The following is a 26371-nucleotide window of genomic DNA, read 5'->3' on the forward strand; positions in this document are numbered from 1 at the left end:
GATGCTGTTTAACATGTTTGTTTAACCCATACATTTCATGTCAATCATTACAATTGTGGTTTATTTTTGTGCATTTCACCTCGTTTTGTGAGTTAAAGTTCGCCAATTGTTAAATGGAAGTTACAATGAGCGTTAAAAATGAATCAATTAAAATATTGTGTCATGACAATTTCTTTGAACCCGATCATTCGGCCAGGCATCGCTAAATACATCTCCATTGGTAACTATCTTGTCGAATGTGTCCGCAGTGGTTATCTAAAACCGGGGACTCGATTACCCACACATCGTGAGTTTGCAGAACAAATTGGCGTCAGCGTACAAACGGTGAGCCATGCATATGGTTATGCAGAGAAAAAAGGGGCGATCGAGTCTTGGGTTGGGAATGGTACTTTTGTCAAATCAGGTTTTGTGGATGAAAGTACGGACACGGAGTTCATGCTGACACAAGAGATGAAAGAAACGCCGGATGAAATTGATATGTCGATTGCACATCCGGTGGTGACCGATCGCCACATTACGCTTTTTAATCAGGCGTTAATGGAGATTGCTGGGCAAACAAACAATCGTGGTTTGATCAGTAAAGCAAAGCCGGTAACAGGTCAGCCTCATCATATTGAGTCAGGAGCACGATTTCTAAGTAGCCAAGGGCTGGATGTGGGTGGCGATCAAATATTACTCACAAATGGAGCATGCCATGGTTTAACGTTGGCTTTAAGCACAGTTGTTGAACACGGTGATTTAGTTGCTTGTGGTCACTTGGTTGATCATGGCTTGATCTCTCGCTCGAGAATGCTTGGATTTAAGTTGCAACCACTTGAAATGGATGAGTTTGGTATAACGCCGGATGCATTTGAATGGGCATGTAAACACAAACCAATCAAGGTATTGTGTTGCACACCGAGCATGGCTAACCCGACTAGTGCGCATATGGATGTTGAACGCCGAGAGGCGATAGCGAATATTGCGCAGCAATACGACATCTATGTCATTGAAGATGACGTGTATGGAGCACTAGAACCTAACCGTGTCCCACCCCTTGCCACATTGTTACCCGAACAAGCTTTCTATGTCACCAGTTTAACCAAAGTTGTAGCGCCAGGCATGCGCACTGGCTATCTGACGGTCCCACGTCATTTTTTGCAGCACGCGATTGGTCGTTTAGCGGCAACGAGTTGGTCCGCGACTCCATTACCATTTGAAGTCGCCCATTTGTGGATCGAAAACGGTACGTTAAATCGACTTATTCGCTTTCAAGTCAATGAGTTTGCTAAGCGACAGCGAATAGCAAAAGCCGCTTTAGAAGGGCATGTTTATAGCTCGCACCCGAATGGACAGCACATTTGGTTGAGACTACCCGAGCAGTGGAATAGCGATGATCTGGTTGCTTCGGCTAAGCGTTCAGGGGTGCAGATCACGGGATACAAACCGTTTGTTCTCGATACTAATCAGCCAATGCCTTACGTGCGAATCAGTTTGGGAGCAGAAACAAACCGAGGCTACATCAAACACGGGTTATCTGTGATTGCTGAAATTCTCGATACCAACCCTCCCACCTCACATTTTTTGGTTTGAGCGATAGGTTATTTATGCTTTTATCTGATGGACTTAAACGTTTGTAACTGAGTTTTTTCTTGTCGCCATTGCCTCGGCGATTTCCCCGTCCAACGGCGAAAGTGGCGGCTGAAGACCGCAGTTTCTGCATAGCCCAGTTGCAACGCGATATCGGTAATACTCTGAATATTCTCATGCAATCGCTGTTCGGCGAAATCCTGACGCACTTGTTGTAAAAGCTGCCGATAATTTGTGCCCTGTTGTTTCAGCTTGTTTTGCAGCATTCTCGGATGCAGGTCCAATGCTCTTGCAACGCGCTCAACGCTGCATTCTCCGGTTGAGAGCAGACGGCCAATCATATTTGCCGCTTGGTCACTGAGATTATTAGGGTAACGGGTCTGCAGCTCTTTGAGGTGTTGCTGAAAATGGCGCTCTAGTGCGTCTTCATCTTGGTGGTTCTTAGCGTTAAGTAGACTCGCTTTAAGTAGGATACCGTCAAACTTATCACCGAAACGCAGTTTGTTCTGCTGGGCAAATGCGCTCTGTTCTGCCTCGAAGCTGGCGTGTTGGTTGAGGTGTAAAGAGAAGTGGCTCGCTTCAATATCAAGTAAGCTCGTAACAAACATGGCTAAGTGCGACACACTCAACTGCATCAACTGCGCGATACCGCGTTCGCTGTGCACATCAATATTGAGCGACAACCGTACCCAATCATCTTGTGGAGTCATGTTGAGAGTGACTCCTGACGAATGCAGATAGAGAAAATCATTCACCCGCACCAAGGCTTCACCGACCGTTTCTGCGCGGGAAACCAACATCGGCAAATCACCTAAACTTTGCAGGTTTTGGCGCTCGGCGAGCAACGCACCAAACAGCGGTTGCTTACAACGAGCAGCCGCTTCCTCCAGCAATTCCGCCAACCTTGGATAAGCGAGATACGTATCGGGATTGCGAAACTGCGCCGCAGACAGCCCGGCGGCAGCCATAATCTCAACCGGATTCTGCCCCAGTTCGGAAACCAAGCTATCAAATTTATCGGCAGCGCCACTTCGTACGATATACATGTCTCGATTTTTAAATGTTAACAGGTTGTAAATCGCAATGTATCAAATTTACTTCGTAAAAGGTCAAGTGAGTGCCAGTGAGTTGATCTAAGTTACATTTCGATAACAACAACGCATGGATGAGAAGCTGTATGGAACTTATCAATAAAACTGCCATCGTGACTGGCGCTGCGGGTGGAATTGGGCAAGCTATTATTGCAAAGCTAAGAGAGCAAGGAGCCAAAGTGCTTGCTGTCGATATTTCAGAGCAATCACTGCAAATGTACACAAGTTTTGACTCAAAGCAGTTGGGAACCTTTGTCGCGGACGTCACCGATTACCAACAAGTTGAAGCTATGGTGAAGTGCGCGGTCGAACAGTTTGGCTCGCTTGACATCATGGTCAACAACGCGGGCATCGGTGCACCGAAACCTCTGCTTGACCACGACCCAATTGCCGATTTTGAGCCGATCTCTAAGGTCAACCAAAATGGCGTTTACTACGGCATTCTTGCCTCTGGAAGACAATTCCAAGCGCAAGGCACGCCGGGCGTGATCCTCAATACTTCTTCTGTTTACGCACGAATGGCGTCTGAGATGACCTTTACCTACAGCGTCAGTAAAGCCGCAGTCGATATGATGACCAAATGCGCCGCATTAGAACTCGCACCATTGGGTATTCGTGTTTGCGCTGTCGCTCCGGGACGCGTTGATACTCCGATGTTAAGGCAATACGAAGAGATTGGCCTGTGGGACCACATCCGCAAAGAACAGATGCGTCAAAACTTCACACAACCAGAAGAGATTGCTGATGTGGTGGCGTTTCTGGTCAGCGAGAAAGCCAACTGTATCAACGGTTGTACCATCAGCGCATCTGACGGTTTCGAGAATTTTAAGTACCCACTTATGGGATAGGCGAGTACGCCACATTACAGCAATAGCGAGGATGTAAGTTATGTCATTACCAGAAGTTATTCAGCACCAAGATTTCTTATTAACTCTTAATACCAATGAGGAGTCGTTCATCAAAGACTCGTTACCGGGTGTGGATGTTTACCCGTTGTTTCTTGACCCAGAAAACGGTACTTGGGTGATTCGTGCCAAATTCAAACCGGGTATCACTCTGCCTAAGCACTTCCACACTGGCGTGGTGCATTTCTATACGCTGAGTGGCGCTTGGCACTACATTGAGTACCCAGATCAAGTCCAAACTTCTGGTAGCTACTTATATGAGCCGGGCGGTTCGATTCATACCTTTCACTGTCCAGAAGAGTCGGGTGGTGCAGATGGCTTTATGGTGATCCAAGGTGCGAACATTAACTTTGACGACGAGGGTAACTTCATCAACATCATGGATGCAGGTTGGATTGAGCAAGTTGTGGTTGCCGCTGCCAAAGCGCAAGGCTTCACTGCGCGCTATATCAAACCGGGTGCGATTGCTGGCCTAAGCGATGAGCTAGCGGAGTAACCCCATGCAACAGATGAACAGTATCATAATGCAGGATGGTAGTGTCCGCCTGCAGCAAGTCGAAATCCCCAAACCTGCAGCGGGACAAGTGTTGGTTCGCAGCCTTGCCTGTGGCATTTGTGGCTCCGACCTTCACATTACTCGACACGCGGATGAGGTATTTGATGTATTCCACCAGCTCGGGTTGATGCCTGATGAAGCCGGTGAGCACGCTCAAGTGATGTTGGGGCATGAGTTCTGTGCGGAAATTATCGAATACGGTGCCGATACGCAGCAAACGTTGTCCGTTGGTAGCCGAGTCACCTCAGTGCCGATGTTGCTCAGCCAAAATGGCGCGGGCGTTGGTGTTACTCCGGGTACTTATGGCGCTTACTCTGAGTACTTCCTGCTTGATGAAGCGTTATTGCTACCTGTCCCAGACGGAATGCCATCTGAGGCGGCGGCACTGACTGAACCACTGGCGGTCGGTTTGCACGCGGTCAATCGCAGTGAAATCGAGACGGAAGAAACCGCGCTGGTTGTCGGTTGCGGTCCTATAGGGCTGGCTGTGATTGCTGCACTGAAACAACGTGGCGTGAGCAATATTCTTGCGGTCGATCTTCAGGAAGAGAAACTGCAACTTGCTAGTGAGTTTGGCGCAAGTCGATTGATCAACCCGACCAAGGAAGACGAGATCGCCGTCGGGGCACAGTACGCGATGAACTCACGTCTGGTCATTTATGAGTGTGTGGGCAAGCATACCTTGATTGACGATTTTCTGCGCCGCGCTCCTGCCCGAGCGCGAATCGTCATCTCGGGTATCCATACTACACCCGCAATCATCAACTACGCGTACGCGACGGTAAAAGAGCTCGATTTGAGATTCTCTTACTACTACCAACCGCACGAGTTTGAGCAATGCCTACAAGCGATTGCCGAACATAAGTTGCCTTGGCAGAAAATGCTCACCGCCAAAGTGGGAATCGATGGTGTCGAAGACGCATTTACAAAGTTAATGACGCCAAATGACCACATCAAAGTGGTTATCGAACCTTGGCGCAGCGGCGCGTTAGAAGTGATTTAACTCTTAGCCAGATTAAGCTAGCTAAAACCAATTTTAGTTTGGTGACAGCCCCAACCGTAGCAGCTAGGTTGGGGCTTTTTTTGTTAGGCCTGTTCTGCGCATTCCTGTTGCAGAGCAGGGTAATCGGTGTAGCCTCGTTCGTTTCCGCCAAACAACGTTGAGCCATCGAGTTCTGCCAACGGATGGTGATGTTGCAAGCGAGAGACTAAGTCTGGGTTTGCTACGAATGGCCGTCCGAATGCGACAAGATCCGCGTAGCCTTTCTCTAATACTTCGTTTGCTCGTTGAGGATCGTAGCGACCTGCGACAATGATAGCGTTGCGAAAGCGCTTTCTAAGTTCGACTCGAAACGTCTCTGGAATGGTTGGTGCATCGGCCCAATCGGCCTCGGACAAGTGCAAGTAGGCAATGTCGCGCTCCTGTAGTTGCTTTGATGCTTCCAAGATTGTTGGCACGATATCTGGGCAGTCCATATCTTTAAACGTAATGAATGGTGCCAGTCTCACTCCAACTCGATGCGCTCCAACAGAGGCGATAACTGCCTCCACTACTTCGATAAGAAAACGGATACGATTTTCTCGTGGACCGCCGTAGTTGTCTGTTCGATGGTTTGAGTTGGTTCTTAAGAACTGATCGATCAGATACCCATTCCCGCCGTGGATTTCTACACCATCAAAACCCGATTCAATGGCGCGTTTGGCTGCGTTCGCGAAATCACCGACAACTCGGTTGATATCCGCTTGTGTCATGGCGCGTGGCTCAACACAATCGACCATATTGCCGTTGCCTTGTTCATCTGCAATCCAAACTTGCGTCTCTACCGGAGCGAGCGCAGATGGTGCGATAGGCTGTTCACCATTTTGGAATGTTGGGTGAGAGACTCTGCCCACATGCCATAGCTGACAAAACATCGCTGCGCCTTGTGATTTGACCGCTTTGGTCACACCTTGCCAGCCCGCCACTTGCGCATCGGTGTAAACGCCAGGGGTGAACGAATAGCCTTGAGAATCGTCCGAAATTTGTGTGGCTTCGGAAATGATCAGCCCGGCAGAAGCGCGCTGTTGATAATACGTTGCCATCATCTCATTCGGGATGTTGTCCGGCTGAGTGGTGCGTGCGCGAGTCATTGGTGCCATGACAATACGGTTTTGTAGTGACAACGCTTTCAGTTGAGCTGGTTCAAACAGCTTATTTGTTCTTTGTTTCATGTTGCGCTCCTCAGATAAGCACTGGCACGTTGGTCGCTTTACGAGCGCTTGCCATCCAGTGAAGTACGGCTGGATCCCATTGCACTTCGGAAGCACTGAAGAAACCGCGCAAAATGGAGAACATAATGGCTTGATCAACCAGTGATGTTTGCTTTTCTGAACTTAGGTTGAGCAAGGGTTTGGTTTGTTCTATCAAAGCGGCGACTTCTTTCGCAATCGTTGGTGTATCGTTAATCAAGGCTTCAAAATTTAACGCTTCGGTTTCTTTTTTTGCACGCCATGCTTGTTTAGCGCTTTCTGTTGCAAATTCCGGTAACGTCATGTTTGACCAACGCGGATACCCGACTTTTTGTAGCGGTAAAAACGCTTGTTTTTGCCAGTCTAAAACCGGTGCTGAGGGTTGGCTGCTTTCATTGGAAGATGCCAATTCAAGGAAGTAGTTGATGATGTCTAAGCTTTCCGCCATCGCTTCACCATCGTCTTTGATCAAAAGAGGAACTTGTTTTGCGCCGATGATGTTTGTGGTGGTGCTCTCGTCGTCATAAGCAATGTTGATGACGTCGAGCTGAATATTCAGCATGCCTGCGACAAAACGGACGCGGGCGCTAAAGGGGCAATGTTCATAAATGTACAGTTTCATTTTTTGTTTCCTATCTCTGGCTGGGCAGGGCGTGTTGTTGTGCGTTGAACAGCGTTACGGCGTTTAACTTTGCCCTGTCACATAACGTTCTGTGTCTAAACAATGTCGATAGGGTCAGTATATGGATTCGATTTAATTTGATAATTGGGTTATATCTGAATTGATTATTCAGTTTTTCCAAATAATAAGGGCGCGAAGGTGGATAAGTTTTCGGATATGACGTTGTTTGTCAGCATCGTTAAACATCAAGGTCTGGCAGCAGCGGGAAGGGAGTTAGGTTTGTCTCCGGCGACGGTAACGGCAAGGCTGCAAGCGATAGAAGAACGCTATGGCGTAAAGCTTCTCAACCGAAGCACACGCCATGTATCACTCACGGACGCAGGGGCAATGTACCATCAAGCTTGTCTGAACATCATTGATAGCGTGAAAGAGACGGAAAACTTGCTGCAAACGGGTATTTCGGAAGTGCGCGGAACGTTGAAAATTTCAGCTCCACGAGATATTGGCAAACAAATTATTTCGCCGATGGTGTCGGCTTTTTCTGAGCAATATCCGGATGTGACGCCTTATCTTTATCTTAATGACAATTTATCGAACTTGGCTGAATCGGGGCTCGATTTGGTGATTCGTTACGGCGAGTTAGCGGACAGCAATCTCATCTCGCGCAAGCTGGCGTCGAGTCAACGCGTGCTGTGCGCGTCACCTGATTACTTGGCGAAGCAAGGTGTCCCAAACTGCCCACAAGATCTCGCGGATCATCGCTGCTTAGCCATGGTGCGCAGCAATGAAGAATTAAAAACGTGGCACTTTAAAGATGAAGAGTCTCACCAAACGATCACGGTCACGCCAAAGCGCTTTTCTGATGATGGTGAAGTGATTCGACAATGGGCGTTGGACGGTGCGGGGATTGCGTTGAAATCGATTTTAGATATTCAGCAAGACCTAAAACAACAACGTTTAGTTACGGTTTTGGATAGGTATATGAAAAACTTCAGCGCCTTTTCGCAAGGCGCTGAAGCGGATCTGCATGTCATTTATCAAAGCCGCCAATATCAACCGAAAAGAGTTCGCCTTTTTTTGGACTTTCTAGTTGAGCAATTTAGCGCGCTGAGTGATACCAGCAATCAGATCTAGATGCGATTCAGAGGTTTCTCGGCGGTGGCGATAAATCCCGACGGTACCAGGGTTTGGTTCGTTTTCCATGGTTAAGCATCGTAAGCCAAAGGATTCCAAATACGGTTGCAGATGGCGGGTATAAGACATCACCGCGACGCTTTCTTTCAGTACATCAATACTGGCGAGCAGAGAATCCACTTCGTAAGTCGGTCGGTCATCCAGTTGCTGCCTTTCGCGTTCATTTTGTTTCGGGATTGGGTTATCGATGACGTGAGCGAATTTCTTAGCGTCATAAGTGACCGAAAGAGCGGGGTATTCGTGCAGCATCTCTTCGGTGACGGTTTTCCCTAGCAGTGGATGGTTTGGGGAAACAAAATAGGCATCAACCGTTTGAAATAGCGGAATAAACGTAACATCGCATTTAGACGACAAGCCGACAATCTCGTGGCCGATGAAGAATTCAATCTGTTCGTTGATTAATGAATCCATCAAGCCTAAGTGGTTGCCAAATTCGACGTGCGTAGATGCCGATGGCTGCTTGGTCAGATGGTCATTGAGTGCTTGTTTGACGAACAGCGGCCACCACGCATCGCCAGTACCCATTTTAATTTTTCCGACTTGGTACTGTTTCCGCTCATCAATGCTTTGCATCATTTGGTTGTATTCATGCTGCATCGCGTTGCTATGGCGATAGAGGATGCGCCCGTATTCGGTCAACACCATGCCATTAGGGTGACGTTCAAACAGCGTTACGCCGAGATTCTCTTCCAGCTTCTTTAAATTGCTTGTTACCGTTGGCTGGCTTAACCCTGCCATTCTTGCCGCAGCGCTGATGCTTTGGCAGCGTGCAACCAGTAAAAATTGCTGCAGAGATTTGTCCATTTTCTTTCCCCTCTAAGAACGAGGGGTATTTTGCACAATTTCATTTATAAATCACAAATCTGTAATCTCATTTGATTGAAATTATGCGCATTTCATAGATCTACATCACTGTTGGGGTCTGACGTATAGATGTTATCTATAGCTCGCTCCTGACTTCCTATTTTCCCCTCAAAAAGGTGTTCTTTAGACTGTCGCCAAAACAACAATCTAAGGGATGAACATGAAACCGAGTTTTATTGCGCTTGCTGTCGCGTCTTGTATTGGTCTTGCTGGATGTGGGTCAGATTCCTCTGATGCGCCAGTGTCAGTCGACAAACCAATTATTTCAGCCGACTTATATTTACGTGGTTTAAATGGGGATTGGGGCACGGCAGAGCATGCCAAGCTAAACTATTTGGGTAATAACGAGTACGAAACCGTACTGCGCGTCGCTCGAGGTAGCAATCAGTTCAAGATTGCTGATCCGGGTTGGCAGATCCAATACACCTACTTTGAGGAGCCCGCGGCGTTCGATAAAGCTCAGGAGTACCTGCCAAAACCAGACACGAATGAAGCGTGTATGAACGATGACTGCAACTCTGAGATCACGTTTGAAGACAAAGGGTATTACAAGTTTTCTGTGAGCTTTGCCGATGAAAGTCGCGCGACAATGACTGTGACGAAAGCAACGCAAGAAGAAGCGGAAAAATACTACTCTGATGCGATTCTCGACCCTGCAATGGTGCATCAAGGGCATCAGAGCAGAGAAGTGAAACTGTTCGCCAATTACGATGACTCGAGTGATACCGTGATTTTCTCGGTGAAAGATCCTAAAGCTGAACTGCGTGAATTTGGTATTTCAACGACGACAGAATTGCGTGATGCGCTCGACCAAGGCTTAGTGATTAATGAACAAACAGGGCCGCGAGTGGTGTCGGATGATGTCGCGTTTGATGCGTTGTTTGCGTTGACGATGAAAGAGCTAGACCAGCTTGCTGTTTCTGAAATCAAAGACGGCAATTACAACTACAACAACCCAATCAAAGCGGAAGTTTTTGAGACGGGCGCGAAGTGGCATTACGTGTGGACGCGTGATTTGGCGTACGCAGCAGACCTTTCGCTTGCATTGATGAATCCAACTCGCGTGCAGAATGGTTTGAATTTCAAATTGTCTGCTTTCCGCGACACGACCGATCAGCAATACGATGGCGAGCAGATTGTGCAAGATACGGGCACTGGCGGCAGCTGGCCAATTAGTACCGACCGCACGACTTGGGCGCTTGGTGCAGAACGCTTACTTTCGGCATTGGATGGAGAAGAGTACAACCAATTTGCCGAGCGCGCTTACAAAGCGATCAGTAATACACTTGAAGCCGATCGCCTGGCGGCTTTTGATGCGAAATCTGGTTTATACACTGGTGAGCAATCATTCCTTGATTGGCGTGAGCAAACGTATTCAACGTGGACGCCAAACGATGTCAATGCGATTGGTAGCAGCAAAGCGTTATCGACAAACGTGGTTCACTACCGCGCGATTCAGCTCGCGGCTAAGTTGGCAGAGAAGTACGATTCAACCAACGCGGTCAAATACACCGAGTGGGCTGCACAGCTAAAAACCGCTATCAACGAGCAGTTTTGGAATGCCGAACGCGGTATGTACGTAAGTTATTTGTTTGATAATGGCAAAGACATCGCGGTCGACAAATATGACATGTTGGGCGAAGCACTGGCGATCATCAGTGGTGTGGCAAGTGATGCGCAGGCGAAACAAATCATGGCCAATTACCCACACAGTGAGTTTGGCGTGCCGGTTTATTTCCCTCAACAACCAGACGTGCCTGTGTACCATAACCGCGCAATTTGGCCATTTGTTACCGCGTACAGCTTGCGCGCCGCGCATCAAACACAAAACGTGGCAGCAGCGAACAATGCCATTCAATCGTTGGTTCGTGGTACAGCGACCAATTTATCCAACATGGAAAACTTAGAGTGGCTTTCTGGTAAGTCATTCATCATCCATAGTGATCATGGCGAAGATCCGAGCTTGGATGGCCCAGTGATTAACTCTCAGCGTCAGCTTTGGTCTGTGGGTGGCTACTTGAACATGGTGGTAGAGACCCTATTTGGCATCCATACCGAAACAGGTAAGTTGGAAGTGAAGCCATTTATCACAAGTTGGGTGCGCAATAACTTGTTGGCTCAGTCTGAACAAATCACGTTGGAAAACTTTGCCTTCAAAGGAAAGAACTACTCGGTAACGATTGACTTGCCTGAAGTAAGCAAAGATGAAACAGGTTACTACCCAGTTGAAAATGTCACGATGGACGAAGAGGGGCATTTCCACGTGACACTGGGCGCGCTTGTGAATGTAGATAGCAGCATTACTTTAGTTTCTGGGGTGAAACCGTATGTGAGTGAAGATAGCCGCGTTTATTCTCCGCAAGAGCCAACATTGGTGGTAAAAAGCGTTGATAATTCGGTTTCGATTGACGTGATGAGCAAGTACAACGTGAACTTGTATCGCAATGGCGAGCTGATTCAAAAGAACGTGATTGCTCAATCTTATTCCGATACGCCAACAGGTTTTGCGTGTTATTTGGCTGAAAGCATTAACGATAAAGGTTTCCGCTCTAATCCGAGCCAACCAGTTTGTGTCGGTGAAGAGATCCGCATCAAACTTGATGGCGAATATCAGCCACTCAAAGACAATGTCTCAGTGGTTACGGTGAGCAAAGAGAGTGCCATCGTAAAAGGTGCAGAGTCGTTTACAGCTCCTGTAACGGGCACTTACCAGTTCGATGCTTGGTACAACAATAACCTGGGGCAACTTAATACTGGCATCACGAACACCGTGAAATTGTTAGAGGTATTGGATGATGCAGGTAAAGTGGTTGGTCAAGGTTACTTGCAGATGGGCCATATTGGTGAAAACCAAGGTATGCGTTACTCAACGCCAATTGAAGTGACGTTGGAGCAGGGGAAAACCTATCAGATCGCGCTGAAGGACCACTTCAATATGAGTTACCTCAAATCGAATGAAACCTACATTTACGCTGGTGGTATTGAGGGTGAAAAAAACGAAGCGCAAATCGCAGATATTCGAATCACACCTTTAATGTAGGCTGTTTTAACAAAGCTGCGTTCTAAAAACTGTGTTCTAAGAAAAACAAAGCCGCTGAGATTATCAGCGGCTTTGTTGTATTTGCTATCGGGGGCCGTTTACAGGTTAGTTTGCCGCCTGCGGACGAGGTTTACGGCGCTGACCTGACGGTTTGTTTCCTGCAGGTTTAGCATTGTTTGGCTTGCGGTTACCTGACGGTTTACCAGCGTTGCCACTCTTATTACCGTTTGGTTTATTTCCATTCGGTTTATTGCCATTTGGCTTGTTGCCGTTAGGTTTGCGGTCATCTGGTTTGCTGTTTGCACGACCTTGGCCTTCACGGTTGCCTTTAGGCTTGCCCGCACCGCCTTGGTTGGTGCTGTTTTTGTTGCCGTTGTTACCACCGTTGAAGCGACGTTTAGGTTTGTTTGCACCATTGCCTGCTTTCTTTTCGGCTGCTGGGGCGTTTTCACTTGCAGCATTTGGCGCTTTTGGTTTTTTTGGCTTCTTAGGTTTTTTCGGTTTGATTGGGCGAGTATCCAGTTTAGATTCTGGCACCACATTGGTTGGCGCAAAACCTTCCAACTCTTTACGTGGTAGCACTTCTTTAATCAAACGTTCAATCGCAAACAGCTCAGACGCTTCCAGCGCACAAACCAGTGAAATCGCTTTACCTACTTCGCCAGCACGGCCAGTACGACCAATACGGTGAACGTAGTCTTCCGCCACTTTAGGTAGCTCAAAGTTCACCACTTGCGGCAATTGAGGAATATCGATACCGCGTGCAGCAATGTCCGTCGCGACCAACACACGAATTTCACCCGATTTAAAATCCGCCAGTGCTTTGGTACGCGCGCCTTGGCTCTTGTTGCCGTGGATGGCAGCAGCCGGTAGATTTTGTTCGATCAGGAACTTCGCCAGACGGTTTGCGCCGTGTTTCGTTTTCGTAAACACCAGCACTTGCTTCCAATCGCCGTCTTTGATCAATTTAACCAACATCGGTGCTTTCTTCTTCACGTCTGCTGGGTAGATGCTTTGCTCAACCGTTCTCGCCGTCGAGTTTGCCGGGTTAACGGAAATCTCAACCGGGTTGTTCACCAAGCCTTTCGCAAGGTCGCGGATTTCATCCGAGAAAGTTGCAGAGAAAAGTAGGTTCTGACGCTGTTTTGGTAGCAGAGCTAGGATCTTACGAATGTCACGGATAAAGCCCATATCTAGCATGCGGTCTGCTTCGTCCAGTACTAGCACTTCCAGTTGGTCGAACTTCACTGCATTTTGGTTGTACAAATCCATCAGGCGGCCTGGTGTCGCGACCAACACATCCGCACCTTTGCGAAGACGCTGCATTTGCGGGTTGATCTTCACACCACCAAAAACAACCGCACTGCTTAGTGGAAGATGACGGCCGTACATAAACACGTTTTCTTGCACCTGAGCTGCAAGCTCACGTGTTGGCGTCAGGATAAGTGCACGAACTTGGTTAGCACGAACGTGAGGGCCGTTCGATAAACGCTCAAGAATCGGTAGCGTAAAGCCTGCAGTTTTACCTGTACCAGTCTGCGCTGCTGCCATTACGTCTTTCCCTTCCAAAATAGCAGGAATTGCTTTTGCCTGAATTGGCGAAGGGGTGTCGTAGCCTTTCTCTTGAATAGCTTTAAGGATTGGAGCAGATAGACCTAACGAGGTAAAACCCATATGTATGATTCTCAATTGTAGAGTTAGATAACAACGCGCCGAAAACAAATCGGTGCGAAAAGTGCGACATTCTGAGGCTTTTACGCGCAGGCTTCAACTAATTCCGTCATGGATAAATATTTGAACTGGATCTCATTTCTTTTTGGCAGGCAAAACTGATAACTGGTTTGGTCGATCGATTGAATGGTTTTACGTTGGCGATGCCCATTCTTACATCGCTATCACGGTATGCAGTTTTAGTTTATCAAATGCTGTTCGGAGTGTGGGGGAGGCTTGCTCCTTTCATTACTCCGCTTTTGCATGCGTTAAAAACGCACTCGTCAATTGCTGAAAGAGCGAATCTACCGATGGGCGGTCGGATACATGATGGAAGAGCGGTGTGTGGACATCACCACGAATATCATCGCTGTGACCGCAAAGCTGATTACACATTCGTACTGGTTCGACAATCTTCTCGACGTCGGCATCAATCAGAATGCATGCTTGTGACAATACCACTTGTCCGCCGCCTTTTTTAAGTAAAACACGCTGCGCGGTTCCCACGACTTTTTGCCCGCCAATGTTGAGGTTGTACTCGCCATCGCAGTAGGAATAAGGCGTAGCATGAACATCCACTTTCACGCCGAGCTGTTTAAAGAAAACCGTTAATATCGCACATAAATCGAGATACGCTTTTTTGATGTTGTAAGGCTCGCCTTCTGGCCAGTGGTAAATGTGGGATAGATTGATAATACCTGGCACTTGAGGGACTGGTGCACCACCGGTTTTACGGGAAAAGAGTTTCCAGCCCGACATGTTTAACGCATGTTCTAACTCATTAGACACTGGCCATTTCTTACCAGCGGGAAGCACGAGCGTTGGACTTTTTACTTGCCAAAGCAATAGCACTTGCGAGAGTTGGTTGGACTGAACTTGTTTAATGAGCTCATCTTCTTTGTCAAATGCATCAGCGACTTCCGTAGCTGTGTAGCGAATTAGCTTATTTTTAGCAACCAAACTCTATCCCTCGCGGCTATTTAATCGTTACTGTTGTATCTCAGATACAGCTTTATTGCTAGGTCTGAGTGATTAGGCTTTTGCTCGCTAGCTGCATGATCACCTTTTGGATCTTTTCCGTTGTCCATTAATTCTGCTTGAACACGCGATAAAAAGTTTTTGCTAGTCATCACATCAGCCATTCATAAAATCTGCCATCTATGAAAAATTTTGGCGATATAAGTATGAAAAAGCGAGTGATGACTCTCGCGTTAGCGGCATCATTAACGGGATGTGTGACGTCCCCAACTCAAGAATCTGAGCAAGTACAGGTGCTTTGGGACAATGTGAATGCGATTGAAAACTGTGAACTAATGGGTACCGTGATCGGCTCAGAAGGACACTTTTACGACTACTGGTTTCACGCAGATAAAGACATGGTTTGGGGGACGCTAAACCAAATGCGCATCAAGGCGGCGGATTTAGGCGCAGATACCTTGTACTTGTATCAACCGTTGAGCTTTTCTACGTCAGTGACGATGTTTGCAAATGCTTACAAGTGCAAACAGTAGCGATTTTCTTGCTCATAATTGAAAGACAGGCGCTGCTCGCCTGTCTTTGATGCGTTCTACAAATACTGGCGACTTTGCGTTAATTGACGTTTGCTGTCGCCACCGCTGATGTATCAGAAAACGACAACGTAAAGTCTCGCTCGGTATTAAGTACTTTGGCTGGAAACTCTAAGCTCAACTGTGTATGTGGCGCGACTTCTGAAGCAATGCTAGTAACGAATTTTCGGGTTTCTCCAGGAGAGATCGATATGTCACTTCCACCTTGTGATGAGAGCTCAGCGATACCCATTGTTTCAAGTGTGTTACCTGCAGTATCCGCCAGGTGTAATAAAGATTCTGACTTGTAGATTAATTCTCCACTTTCTGTGCGATATGCATTAAACGAGTTGAAATTTGGTTGCAATGATCCTTGTGAACCAATGTTAGTAACGGAAAATGTCACATTAGCGCCATCAAAGTTCTCGACTCTTACGAGTACGTTACCGTCTTGGTAACGAGCGGCTGCAGCCGCGGTTGCTTGCTGTTTCTGCCTCTGTTTCTCTTTTTCAATGTCGCTTAACTGTTTCTGCTCATTAGCGATTCGATTCTTTGCCATGTAGTACGACTGATCGACCATTGCTATTAAAGCGGGGATTGAATACAAAGTGAGGCCTTCCAAATGGTCAAAGTCGATTTTGGCATGTTGAGTACGTTTATGATTAGAAAATTGGCAGTAACCATCAATCAAACTGATGAAAGCCACTTCAAAAGTGCCCTGTAATCGGCTTACTTCCTGTGCTGCTTTCTCTAGATTTGAGCGGACTTTCCGAATCTCTTCCAAACTCTTTTGTGAAAGACGACCGTTTGGCGATACGTCGTTAGAAACCGAAACCAGTTCTTCGGTCACAAATGGATTGTTTTCGGCTGGAATCACCGTAGTGATACGGTTGGATTTGGTGATGTCTTCGCCCAATAAAACCATCATTTTTTGCGATGCGGCAGTTGTGTTGCCCGCTAATACGTCACTACAGTTTGGCGACGTATTGGCATACACGGCGAATGCGGTAAAAAGTGAAAGTGTAACGGACCAGCCGATGGTGACGAGTCCTGTCGTGGTTCGAGTATTCATCCTGATAACCCCTCTGTCATTTGGTGCGATTCACTGACGTAATTGCCAATCAAAAGATTGGCTCGCGACATTCAGAATGGTTCTGGTCAACCCTTCGTAGTGGGTATGCCCACAGATGCTTTTTTAGTCGTTTATCAACCGCTAAGCCACGATTGATAAAGTGTCTGAAATTGAGAGCATTAACGCTGCGAAGTTGATGTCTTTGACTGAAAGATAGACGTAACTTTTCTAACCATCAAATACGTGATTGAGTTCTCATTTTTATATGAGTGAGAGGTTCAAGAGAAAACAGGCACTTACTGTAGAGAGTTGATTTGAAGGAAAAATATAAATTTTTTTGGGGAACTTTTTTGATGCTGCCTTTGAGACTTTTTTTGAATCTCAAAGGCAGGTTCTTACACTCGCGTTCAATTACAACGTGTTGAGGACATCCGCGAGTCGAGAGACAGCTGTCGTCAGTTCTTCTGGTGTGGCATTGGTAAAGTTAAGACGCAGAGCGGCTTTTACCTTTGAACCTTCTGGATAAAAGACCGGGCTAGGCACTACAGCAACCCAGTTTGCGAGAAGGTTTTTCGCCAGTTCGAAGGTGTCACATTCTGGAATCTCGACCCAAACGAACATACCACCATCGACAGGTTTGAGTACGCAACTTTCTGGCAGCTGTTTTTGTAGTTCAGCAAACATGACATCGTAACGTGATTTGTAAAGCGCACAGATGGTTGAAATGTGCGTTTCGAAGTTGTCATGTTGGAGCAGGCCATGCAGCAAAGCTTGCATAGGAATACTAGAGTGCAGATCGGCACCTTGTTTAATTTTGATGAGTGGCTCAAGGTAGCTACTCTTGCCCGTAACTACACCAATACGCAAGCCTGGTGAAGCTATTTTGGAGAAAGAGCGCAATACGATGGAGTGCTGTGGGCAGAAGTCCGAAACCAGTGGAAGCGCTTCACCAGAAAAACGCAGCTCGCGGTATGGTGCGTCTTCAATGAACGCCACGTCGTATTGTATACAAAGCTCGGCAACTTTTTGGCGAGTCTCTAGCGCCCAGCATACGCCCGTTGGGTTGTGAAAATCGGGTACGGCGTAGAACATTTTTGGTTGCTGCGTGGCAAAGCACTGTTCGAGTTCTTCAAGGTTTGGGCCACACTCGGTTTGTGAAACGGTCACGATGTTGGCTTGCACTAGACCGAATACTTGCATAGCACCAAGGTAGCTCGGTGCTTCCATCACCACTTTATCGCCCGGATTTACGTACGCACGCGCAATCAAATCTAGCCCTTGCTGAGAGCCCGTTGTGATCATAGCCAAATGAGATTCCGGCAGCTGGTAATAATCGGTCAAAAAGTTAAGTAGCGGGGCGTAGCCTGCTGTTGCGCCATATTGAAACACCTCTGGCATATTAGCGAGGTTTTCGAGCGTCGGTTTCATTAAGTCGATCGGGAAGGTTTTTTCGTCCGGCAAGCCACCTGCAAGAGAAATGACGTTCTTATCGCTCGCTGCTGCGAGGATCTCTCGGATGTAGGATGACTTAGTTTGTTGTAATGACTGTGCGATTTCCATGTGCTGTGCTTCTCGTAATTGTCTTTTTTTATGTCAGAAATAGTATAGGTAAATTGCCAAGCTTGGTGTGTCCATTTATGCTGTTAAATATGTCCATTTATGCTATTTAAGCGAAAGTTTACTCCGTGAGCCATCAACAAGTTTCCAGAATCAATGACGTGCTGTTTTACATTCACCAGGACATTAGCAGAGATTTATCGGCTAAAGAGCTAGCAGATGTAGCAGCCTATTCTGAACAGCACTTCCATCGTATTTTTAAAGATGTGGTAGGGGAGTCTGTCCATCAATATATCCGTCGAACAAGAATGGAATACGCCGCCAATCAACTGATGTTTGATACCAGCTCATCGGTGTTAGACATTGCTAACAAGTGCGGCTTTAGCTCGGTATCTTCTTTTAGCCGAGCGTTTAAAGCAACGTTCGCTATGTCTCCTGGTGCGTGGCGAAAGCATGATTTACAAGTCGCAGAAAAGCCGTATCTAAAAGATCCGGAAGTGGCTGCGGGTTATCATCGGGTTGCTAAACGCGAGTTGCCAGAACCTAAAATTATGGAGGTTCCACAACGCTTTGCGGCTTATGTGCGGCATGAGGGTTATAGCCGTTCCATTCGCAATGCGTGGCTGATTTTGAAGGCGTGGGCAAGCTCTGAGAATCGGGACTTTTCGGTTCAATATGGTTTGCATCACTCCAACCCCGCTTGGGTCGAGCTAGATAAGTGTCGCTATGTGGCTTGTATGGCGATTGATAAGCCGCTTAAAGTACGCGGTGTCGTGAATCAAATGACGATTCCGGGTGGTTTGCATGCTGTTTTTCGCTTAACAGGCGTATATGGAGAGCTTCTTCCTCAATTGAGTATGGTGTTAGAGAAGTGGTTGCCGAATTCAGGCTTTAAGCAGCGTTCTACACCCGCTTATGTTCACTATCAGAAAAACCATTTCCTTAGCCATGATGAGGCGTTTGAGCTGGACTTCTATCTGCCCATCAGCTTTTTCTAATTGGAGTATTTATTTACTATCCGTAAGGAAGAAAATGCTAAGCTCTATATGGTGATTTTTTACAAATAATTGAAAATTAAATGAACATCGATCATGTAAAGCTATTTGTCCGTTTGGCTTCGACACACAACATCAGCATGGCTGGTCAGGAGCTTGGACTTTCTCCTGCTGTCGCTAGCGCACACATCAATAAACTTGAGGACAGCTTAGGAGTTCGTTTAGTTCATCGCACCACACGCAAAGTTTCCTTAACTGAAGAGGGGCAGGCTTTTTTACCTCACGCGGAGGAGGTCCTTGCAACAGTGGAGGCAGCAAGGGGAGCTGTTGGCTCAGGGCAGAGTGCGCCAACGGGAGTATTACGTATAACCGCCTCTGCAACTTTTGGTCGCTTGCATATTGTGCCCGCATTAAAAGGTTTTATGGCGCGTTACCCAGGGTTAACCGTGGACTGCCGATTTTCTGATTCCATTATTGATCTGGTTGAGGGAGGTTTTGATGTCGCCATTCGTGTCGCTGAGTTGAAAGATTCTTCATTGGTTGCAAGAAAGCTTGCGCCAGATCGTCGTATTATCGTTGCATCACCAGATTATATTGAACAATTTGGGAGACCTAACAAGCCCCAAGACTTGGCGAATCATGAATGTATTAACTTAGTTGGAATGAATAATTGGTCATTCAATACAAAAGATGGAATGTTCAATGTAAGAACTTCTGGTCGTTTTAAAACCGATAATGGTGATGCGATGAGAGACGCGACGGTAAACGGGTTAGGTATTTCTATCAACTCGGTTTGGAGTGTTTATCAAGAATTACAAAGTGGTCAGCTAGTGGAAGTACTCGAAGATCACCCTTTAGCGATGGATGCTGGGATTTGGGCTGTGTACCCAAGCTCTCGTTTAATTGCGCCTAAGGTGCGTGCTTTTATTGATTACTTTGCTGAATACTATGGCACGCCACCTTATTGGGAGTTTGCGGAAAAGTGATAATAAGTTTCAATTATCGAATACATTGTTTTTAAGGTCCGAATAAAAACGAACCTCAAGATAATTCTTAATTGTTATTAATAGAGTTTGCTTAGGATTAATTCAATACTATCAATTATCTGCTGTGTTTTGCTCTGATCTAATGCATCAGGGTGTGGGGGCGCGAATGCTTCAATGTCATTATCGAAGTACATACCATGCGCTTGAGCAAACTCTTCTGATAGCGCAGCGCGAGTTAGAATATCTGCTCCTAAGCGGATATCACCACCAGCAACCCCATAAGCATCTTTAACCATCTTACTACCTAGGAATGATTTTGGGTTTACTGATACCAACATAGGGCCAGTGTTCTTAAGCTTTAGTCCGATTGCTCGTGACCACATCGTTAATGCCAATTTGCTTTGGGCATATGCTTCGCCATCTGACAATGGTTTATTACCGACTAAAGCGCTAGTGTTTACTGTTGTTTGTGCAGCTGAAGACAAATTAACCACACGACCCGTATCACCGAGCAACGGCAATAGCTCTCTAGTGAGTAAGTAGGGAGCAATGGTGTTGACTGCGAAGCGTACATCAAGACCCTCTTTAGTTCTTGGATTTGGTGTTGCGTACACACCAGCATTGTTAATGATGACGTCTAAACGATTGAACCGTTCTGTTATCTCCATCACTATCTGTTTTACCGCATTGGGAGAGGATAAATCAGCAACAAGGCTTTCAACTTTACCACTTTTCATCTCCCTCAAAATTTGCTCAACTTGTTGAATTTTCTCTATATTCCGGCCATGGATTATTACGTGTTGTTCACGGTTAATTAACATTTTCGCGGTTTCTAAACCAATACCGTCAGTAGATCCAGTAACTAGAATTGTCTTTCGCATGATCGCTCTCATTGTTGAGGGTTATTATAGAACGATCATAGTGGCATCTTTTGCATTCGACTATTGAGACTAAAAAGAAAACACTTTCTAGGAAAAATTGAAAATAACTTTGTTGTTCTTTTTGTGGACGGTGCGACGAATTAACGTCTCATTAGATGCTACGGTTATACATGTGGTGCTCAAAAATTAGGCACTGTTTTGTACTCAAATAATAGCCAAGAGGTCTCTATGTTAGGTGAAAATCACTCATTAACTCATGAATTCCCAGAACATTTGGATACCATTACTCAGCTTACCGAAAACGATGCATCATTTGCTGAAACCGTTAAAAACTACAATGCTTTAGATAAGGAAATCCGCGTACTAGAACTTCAAGGAAGCCCGATTGATGATCACGAAATGAACGTGTTAAAACATAACCGGGCTGAGCTCAAAGACTGGCTCCACTCGCGAATAATGGGTTCTTAGTGACGAAATGATCATCGGCTCGTAAATTGCGGGCCGATTTTAGTTCCAATGGACGATGCCAAGTGTGCAAACATTAGGAGTGCTGAGCAGGAGCTTGGAGCGGCAGGTGACCAGTTTTTACCCAAATGATCGTTTCTTGCTCTACAAAAGGAAAATGCTCGCTCATATGTGGGCTTCGGATCCAAGAGAGAGCGGGATAGGTACCTAGCTCGTCTCTAAACTCTCCTGACAATACGAAAATTTCTTCACCACCAAAGTGACGGGGTGGTTGAAACTTCTCACCTTTTGGCCATTTAACCAACGCGACATGTTCGTGCTCAAAATGATGCAGAGGCATGACTTGCAACCCACCGACACCACTCTGCCAGCTCGCTTGGTTTGTATTAATGCGAACTGTTTCAAGATCCTCAGATTCGAACTGATTTAGTTTAACTAAAATCACACAGCCTTCTTTGCTAAATGGTGCGTGTTGACTTCCTGGAGGGTTACGAAGGTAAGTGCCAGCAGGGTAGTCACCGTATTCGTCAGAGAATACTCCCTCGAGCACCAATATTTCTTCTCCTCGAGGGTGAGGATGAGTCGAAAACTGCGAATTTGGCTTGTACTTAACGACGCTGGTGGTATGCCCTGATTCTTTGGCTTCTCGTTCCAAAGGTTTGCGCCACACACCTTTGGAAGGGCTGGCGATCCACTCCTGTTGAGCAGTATCTATCACGATTCTTTTTGAAAAATCCATATTCAACATATTGAAATTCCGTTACTTATTTAATTACTAATTCTCATTAGTATACGTATAAAAAACATCAATTGATTCATTTGTTGATAGCCCAATTCATGGATTGAGTACGAACATGAAATCGGAGCCTAATTTAAATTTCTGCTTGTGTAATGAGAATTGTTATATTATAACATCGAAAAATTAAATGTTATAACATAACAAAAAGGAAAAAGTAGTGAATAAGAAATTGGTGTCTCTCGTGATCGGTAGCATTTTTGCATCCCCTGTTTTTGCCGACACACTATCGAACCCACAGATTGGTGTTGTTGTTGATGGCTACTACCAAGATGGCCAACGTCATAATTCTGAGCGCGAAGAAGGCTTTGGTCTAGGCCATACGGAATTAAACTTCTCATCAAATATCGACGACAAGTTTTACGGCGCATTGACCGCGGTTCTTGAAAGTCATGGTGATGAGACAGAATTAGAGCTTGAAGAGGCATTCATCGAAACTTTGGCATTGCCATATGGTGTAAACGTGCGCGCTGGCCGATTCCTATCTGACTTTGGTTACCTGAACAACCAACACATGCACACCGATAGCTTTGTTGAGCGTCCAATTGCTTATCGTACTTTCCTTGGCTCGCACTACTACGATGATGGTGTACGTGCAAACATCGTGTTGCCAACCGACCTTTATGTAAAACTTGGTGTAGAAGCGCTCAGTGGTAGCAAAATGTCTTCTGTCGAAGATGGTTCTGAAGTTGGCGTGTACACCACGACGCTGAAGCTTGGTAGTGACTTCTCCGAATCTTCAAGTTGGCAGTTTGGTTTAAGTTACCTGCGTAACGAAAACGGCAAGGTTAAAGAATTCGAAGATCACGACCACGGTCATGAAGAAGAGCATGAGCACGATCACCATCATGGCGCAGCAGTGACAGGTGCGAACCTTTACGGTGCTGATTTTGTTTGGAAATGGGCACCAGACGGTAATTACAAATACAGCAACTTCACGCTATCGGCTGAATACATGCTGTTAGACGGTGTGGTAGATAGCAAATATAAAAACGATGCAGAGTCACCAGACAACTTAAGCGCTTACTATGTTTCGGGTGTTTATCGCTTCAACCCAAGCTGGTCAGCAGGTCTACGTTACGGTGAAGCAGAAAGCTACGATGGCCACGCGCACGGCGACCACATGCACTTCACTGCACTGAATGATAAAGAAATGGATGCGATGATCGCATGGGATTCTTCTCACTTTGGTACTATCCGTGCTCAATACACTCGCATTGATAACCAAGACAGCGAGACAGACAACGTATTCACTCTGCAATACGTGATGACATTTGGAGCGCACGGTGCACATGCGTTCTAAGCTGACATTAAATAAATGCAGTTTAGCGATGATGGCGGCGGGGGCTGCCATCATCTCTTCACCTGCTTTGGCTCTGAACATCTTTGTTTGTGAGCCAGAATGGAAAGCCCTTCTCGAAAGTCACGCCCCAGACGCGACCATCTATTCCGCGACCACCGCCAAGCAAGATCCTCATTATGTACAAGCTCGCCCTTCTTTGATTGCAAAGATGCGCCAAGCCGACATGGCAATGTGTTCCGGCGCGGAGTTAGAAGTAGGATGGTTGCCTATGTTGCAAGTTCGCAGTAGCAATGGTGCGGTGAAAAACGGTTCACAAAGCATGATCTACGCGACCGATTTCGTGCGCATGTTAGACACTCATGATCATGTCGACCGCAGCATGGGGGACATTCATGCGCACGGAAACCCACATGTACAGTTTGCGGCGAATGACATGGTTGCGATTTCGCGTGCTTTGACGGAACGTTTGAAGAGCATCGATCCTGATAACGCGCAAAGCTATCAAGTGAATGGTATGAAGTTCCGCGCTCACTGGCGTAAAAAGCTCAATGAGTGGAATGAGAAAGCCGCGCCATTAAAGGGTAAACAAGTGGTGGGCTATCACGAAACCTACCGTTACCTATATGATTGGCTTGGCATGGAGCAAATCGCTGACCTCGAACCAAAGCCGGGCATTTCTCCTACCACTTCTCACCTTCAATCCTTAACTAAGTTGGACTCGGATTCTTTTGAAGCGATTGTCTACTCGTCGCATCAAGACCAGCGTCCTGCAAACTGGCTACAGAAACAAACCAATAAGCCGCTGATTCAGCTGCCTTTAACGGTTTCTGATGGCGAAAGCTTGGATGAAATGTACGACCAAGTTATCGATGATTTGTTGGATGTGCTCGTGCAACCTGTTCCGGTGAAGATCTAAACCATGGCAGATTATGCATGGCTATTACCTGCGGTGCTGTGTGGCTTGATTGCTCTGGTCGGTAACGTGGTGCTCGGGCAGCAAGTGTTAAAACGCCAAATTATCTTTATTGATTTGGCGGTGGCACAAGTTGCGGCCTTGGGGGCTGCACTAAGTCACTATTGGTTGAACCAATACGATCTCTTTTCTGGTTCTTTCTTTGGTGAGATGGTTGGCCCTTGGGTGATGTCTTTGATGCTTTGCGGTTTGATTGCCTTAATGGAGAAACGATACCAGCAACATTTAGAGCCCATGATTGGCAGCTTGTTTGTCGTGTCTGCATCGCTGGCGATCCTGCTGGTGAGTAAAGACCCACACGGCGGAGACTTTATTCAAGGCATTCTTAATGGGCAATTGTTATGGGCGACTTGGGCAGACGTTTGGCCTTTGGCACTCATTACCGCTGCGATGTTGCTATTGGTTTGGTTAAAACCTGCGTTTATGCGCGGTAGTGGTTTTTATCTGATCTTTGCAATCCTGATGCCCATTACGGTCAAGTTAACCGGCATTTATTTAGAATTTGCTTTGTTGGTTATTCCAGCTTTATGTGCGGCAGCATTGAAGGGAACTCGATTCTTTGTCGCTAGTATCAGCATTGGTATTGTTGGGATCTTATCGGGTATTGCCGCATCGGCTCGCTATGACTTACCGAGTGGTGCGAGTATTGTGATCACCCTGTTTATTGCTGGCATGTTGTTTAATCTCTTGCTTCAGCCTTTTCTGGTGAAAATAACAAAACCAGCTTTTGTAAGAGATTAAGAGACAAGTAATATTGGTCTGATGAAGTAGTATTTGATTAATCAGACCAATACTTTTCTATCCAAGTCCTCCAATCGTGTAACTTTGCGCCTTCCAACACACTTTCTTACGTTGATCTTGCCATAGTCATCAAGTTGCCTTGATTAGTTCACATTCGACTCCCAGACTGTTTCTATAGTTTTTATTAGATATAAAAGACCCTGCGTATGAGAAGCGCAGCTGTAACGCGACTAGGCATAAAAACAAAAAACGCTAGGGATACAAGCGAATTTGTAATCTCAACATTTAAGGAAGACCAAGATGAAACCGGAAAAAGTAGCAGTAGTCACTGGTGCGGCTCGTGGTATTGGCCAAGCGATTTGTGAGCAATTACTGGAGGATGGATTCCACGTAATCGGGCTAGACATATCGCCCGTGGAATGGAGCCAGTCGGCGCAGCTAAGCAGTTATCAAGTCAACTTGTGTGATGCCGAAGCTGTCAGTGAAGTGGTAGAAAGTGTTGTAGAGCAGCACGGAAGAATCGATGCTCTGGTTAACAACGCGGGCATCACTCGAGATGCACTGTTGCCAGACATGTTAGAGCAAGACTGGGACAGCGTGATCGACGTGAACCTAAAAGCGGTGTTCTTACTCACCCAACGTGTTGCTCCTGTCATGCTAGAGCAGGGCACAGGCAGTATTGTTAGCATTTCTTCTATAGTGGGAACGGATGGTAATATCGGCCAGAGCAACTACGGCGCAAGTAAAGGCGGCGTCATCTCAATGAGCAAAGGCTGGGCGAAAGAACTTTCAAGAAAGGGTGCACAGATACGCGTCAACTGTGTCGCGCCAGGCTTTATCGCCACCGACATGACCAAGAACCTGCCAGAGAAAGTCATTCAAATGATGGAAGGCAAAACCCCATTAGGGCGCATGGGCTCAGTTCAAGATATTGCCAATGGCGTCTCTTTCCTAACCTCAGACAAGAGCGCCTACATCACAGGCCAAGTGCTCAAGATTGACGGTGGGTTGGTATTATAGCTCGTTAATCAAAACCCAAAATAAAAACGCCTTTTACTTATATGAAGGGCGTTTTTGTTTGAGGAACCCGACTTATGTGAGTACTACTAATAGAAAGCTTCGATTTCGCTTCGAGTTGAGTTTTTGAAGCAAAAGGCCAATACGTTTGAATAGCGTCGGGCGTCTCCTCTTAAACACTGCATTCCCTAAAGCACAGTATTCCCAAAAGAAAAGCCCACCGAAAAGCGGGCTTTGTTCTCTTCTAATAACGAGAAG

24 protein-coding genes and 1 pseudogene are annotated in these 26371 nt (G+C 46.4%); 15 read left to right on the forward strand and 10 right to left on the reverse strand.

Features of this window, described 5'->3' with window-relative positions:
* The first annotated feature begins 138 nt into the window (after positions 1-138).
* A complete protein-coding gene (gene ehuR, locus N646_RS18825; RefSeq protein WP_017819820.1) occupies positions 139-1572 on the forward strand; it encodes a MocR-like ectoine utilization transcription factor EhuR in 1434 nt (477 codons plus the stop codon).
* 20 nt (positions 1573-1592) lie between these two features.
* On the opposite strand, the gene N646_RS18830 is transcribed toward ehuR, so the two are convergent.
* A complete protein-coding gene (locus N646_RS18830) occupies positions 1593-2615 on the reverse strand; it encodes a helix-turn-helix domain-containing protein (RefSeq protein ID WP_017819821.1) in 1023 nt (340 codons plus the stop codon).
* A gap of 131 nt (positions 2616-2746) precedes the next feature.
* Here N646_RS18830 and N646_RS18835 point away from each other — a divergent pair, with 131 nt between their 5' ends.
* From N646_RS18835 to N646_RS18845, 3 genes are read left to right on the forward strand one after another with little or no spacing between them, the layout of a single operon-like run.
* A complete protein-coding gene (locus tag N646_RS18835) occupies positions 2747-3508 on the forward strand; it encodes an SDR family NAD(P)-dependent oxidoreductase (protein ID WP_017819822.1) in 762 nt (253 codons plus the stop codon).
* Between the two features lie 40 nt (positions 3509-3548).
* Positions 3549-4061, forward strand: a complete 513-nt coding sequence (locus N646_RS18840) for a 2,4'-dihydroxyacetophenone dioxygenase family protein (protein ID WP_017819823.1) — start codon at positions 3549-3551, stop codon at positions 4059-4061.
* Between the two features lie 4 nt (positions 4062-4065).
* Positions 4066-5124: a zinc-binding dehydrogenase gene (locus N646_RS18845; RefSeq protein ID WP_017819824.1), complete on the forward strand. Its 1059-nt coding sequence runs from the start codon at positions 4066-4068 to the stop codon at positions 5122-5124.
* A gap of 83 nt (positions 5125-5207) precedes the next feature.
* On the opposite strand, the gene N646_RS18850 is transcribed toward N646_RS18845, so the two are convergent.
* Together N646_RS18850 and grxB are read right to left on the reverse strand one after the other, a co-directional pair.
* Positions 5208-6332 (reverse strand): alkene reductase, encoded by a 1125-nt coding sequence (locus tag N646_RS18850; RefSeq protein ID WP_017819825.1) that lies wholly within the window; start codon positions 6330-6332, stop codon positions 5208-5210.
* Between the two features lie 10 nt (positions 6333-6342).
* Positions 6343-6972 (reverse strand): glutaredoxin 2, encoded by a 630-nt coding sequence (gene grxB / locus N646_RS18855; protein ID WP_017819826.1) that lies wholly within the window; start codon positions 6970-6972, stop codon positions 6343-6345.
* 198 nt (positions 6973-7170) lie between these two features.
* Here grxB and N646_RS18860 point away from each other — a divergent pair, with 198 nt between their 5' ends.
* Complete coding sequence (locus N646_RS18860) at positions 7171-8106, forward strand: LysR family transcriptional regulator (protein ID WP_021035930.1); 936 nt, start codon at positions 7171-7173, stop codon at positions 8104-8106.
* Here N646_RS18860 and N646_RS18865 read toward each other — a convergent pair.
* Entirely contained in the window at positions 8059-8970 is a 912-nt protein-coding gene (locus N646_RS18865; protein WP_017819828.1) for a LysR family transcriptional regulator, read from the reverse strand. The genes N646_RS18860 and N646_RS18865 overlap by 48 nt on opposite strands.
* Positions 8971-9190: 220 nt before the next feature.
* Between N646_RS18865 and N646_RS18870 the strand changes: the two genes are divergently transcribed.
* Positions 9191-12070 carry an MGH1-like glycoside hydrolase domain-containing protein gene (locus tag N646_RS18870; RefSeq protein ID WP_017819829.1) on the forward strand — a complete coding sequence of 960 codons (2880 nt, stop codon included), beginning with the start codon at positions 9191-9193 and terminating at the stop codon, positions 12068-12070.
* 105 nt (positions 12071-12175) lie between these two features.
* On the opposite strand, the gene N646_RS18875 is transcribed toward N646_RS18870, so the two are convergent.
* Positions 12176-13744: a DEAD/DEAH box helicase gene (locus tag N646_RS18875; protein ID WP_017819830.1), complete on the reverse strand. Its 1569-nt coding sequence runs from the start codon at positions 13742-13744 to the stop codon at positions 12176-12178.
* Between the two features lie 148 nt (positions 13745-13892).
* Between N646_RS18875 and N646_RS25160 the strand changes: the two are divergent.
* Positions 13893-13970, forward strand: a pseudogene (locus N646_RS25160) (VOC family protein); the annotation flags it as partial.
* A gap of 59 nt (positions 13971-14029) precedes the next feature.
* Here N646_RS25160 and N646_RS18880 read toward each other — a convergent pair.
* Positions 14030-14740, reverse strand: a complete 711-nt coding sequence (locus N646_RS18880; RefSeq protein ID WP_017819831.1) for a lipoate--protein ligase family protein — start codon at positions 14738-14740, stop codon at positions 14030-14032.
* Between the two features lie 224 nt (positions 14741-14964).
* Between N646_RS18880 and N646_RS18885 the strand changes: the two genes are divergently transcribed.
* Positions 14965-15291 (forward strand): DUF4156 domain-containing protein, encoded by a 327-nt coding sequence (locus N646_RS18885; RefSeq protein WP_017819832.1) that lies wholly within the window; start codon positions 14965-14967, stop codon positions 15289-15291.
* Between the two features lie 79 nt (positions 15292-15370).
* On the opposite strand, the gene N646_RS18890 is transcribed toward N646_RS18885, so the two are convergent.
* Together N646_RS18890 and N646_RS18895 are read right to left on the reverse strand one after the other, a co-directional pair.
* Positions 15371-16399, reverse strand: a complete 1029-nt coding sequence (locus N646_RS18890) for a hypothetical protein (RefSeq protein WP_017819833.1) — start codon at positions 16397-16399, stop codon at positions 15371-15373.
* A gap of 411 nt (positions 16400-16810) precedes the next feature.
* Positions 16811-17959, reverse strand: a complete 1149-nt coding sequence (locus tag N646_RS18895) for an aminotransferase-like domain-containing protein (protein WP_017819834.1) — start codon at positions 17957-17959, stop codon at positions 16811-16813.
* Between the two features lie 125 nt (positions 17960-18084).
* Here N646_RS18895 and N646_RS18900 point away from each other — a divergent pair, with 125 nt between their 5' ends.
* Both N646_RS18900 and N646_RS18905 read left to right on the forward strand, forming a co-directional pair.
* A complete protein-coding gene (locus N646_RS18900; protein WP_017819835.1) occupies positions 18085-18954 on the forward strand; it encodes an AraC family transcriptional regulator in 870 nt (289 codons plus the stop codon).
* A gap of 80 nt (positions 18955-19034) precedes the next feature.
* The gene (locus N646_RS18905; RefSeq protein WP_017819836.1) at positions 19035-19937 is read left to right on the forward strand and encodes a LysR family transcriptional regulator; all 903 of its coding nucleotides are present in this window, start codon (positions 19035-19037) and stop codon (positions 19935-19937) included.
* Positions 19938-20014: 77 nt separating this feature from the next.
* Here the strand turns inward: N646_RS18905 and N646_RS18910 are convergent, their stop codons facing one another.
* Positions 20015-20818: an SDR family NAD(P)-dependent oxidoreductase gene (locus tag N646_RS18910; RefSeq protein ID WP_017819837.1), complete on the reverse strand. Its 804-nt coding sequence runs from the start codon at positions 20816-20818 to the stop codon at positions 20015-20017.
* A gap of 228 nt (positions 20819-21046) precedes the next feature.
* Between N646_RS18910 and N646_RS18915 the strand changes: the two genes are divergently transcribed.
* Entirely contained in the window at positions 21047-21286 is a 240-nt protein-coding gene (locus N646_RS18915) for a YdcH family protein (RefSeq protein ID WP_005373737.1), read from the forward strand.
* Between the two features lie 73 nt (positions 21287-21359).
* Here N646_RS18915 and N646_RS18920 read toward each other — a convergent pair whose 3' ends face one another.
* Positions 21360-22031: a cupin domain-containing protein gene (locus tag N646_RS18920; protein WP_017819838.1), complete on the reverse strand. Its 672-nt coding sequence runs from the start codon at positions 22029-22031 to the stop codon at positions 21360-21362.
* A 208-nt stretch (positions 22032-22239) separates the two neighbouring features.
* Between N646_RS18920 and N646_RS18925 the strand changes: the two genes are divergently transcribed.
* The 4 genes from N646_RS18925 (at position 22240) to fabG (ending at position 26116) form a co-directional block, all read left to right on the forward strand.
* Positions 22240-23382: a hypothetical protein gene (locus tag N646_RS18925; protein WP_017819839.1), complete on the forward strand. Its 1143-nt coding sequence runs from the start codon at positions 22240-22242 to the stop codon at positions 23380-23382.
* Positions 23372-24298, forward strand: coding sequence for a metal ABC transporter solute-binding protein, Zn/Mn family (locus N646_RS18930; protein WP_017819840.1), 927 nt, complete (start codon positions 23372-23374; stop codon positions 24296-24298). The genes N646_RS18925 and N646_RS18930 overlap by 11 nt, the downstream gene beginning before the upstream one ends.
* A 3-nt stretch (positions 24299-24301) precedes the next feature.
* Positions 24302-25096 carry a metal ABC transporter permease gene (locus tag N646_RS18935; protein ID WP_017819841.1) on the forward strand — a complete coding sequence of 265 codons (795 nt, stop codon included), beginning with the start codon at positions 24302-24304 and terminating at the stop codon, positions 25094-25096.
* A 300-nt stretch (positions 25097-25396) separates the two neighbouring features.
* Positions 25397-26116, forward strand: coding sequence for a 3-oxoacyl-ACP reductase FabG (fabG, locus tag N646_RS18940; protein WP_017633598.1), 720 nt, complete (start codon positions 25397-25399; stop codon positions 26114-26116).
* The last annotated feature ends 255 nt before the right edge of the window (positions 26117-26371 follow it).

The sequence above is a fragment of the Vibrio alginolyticus NBRC 15630 = ATCC 17749 genome (assembly GCF_000354175.2).
Classification (GTDB): Bacteria; Pseudomonadota; Gammaproteobacteria; order Enterobacterales; family Vibrionaceae; genus Vibrio; species Vibrio alginolyticus.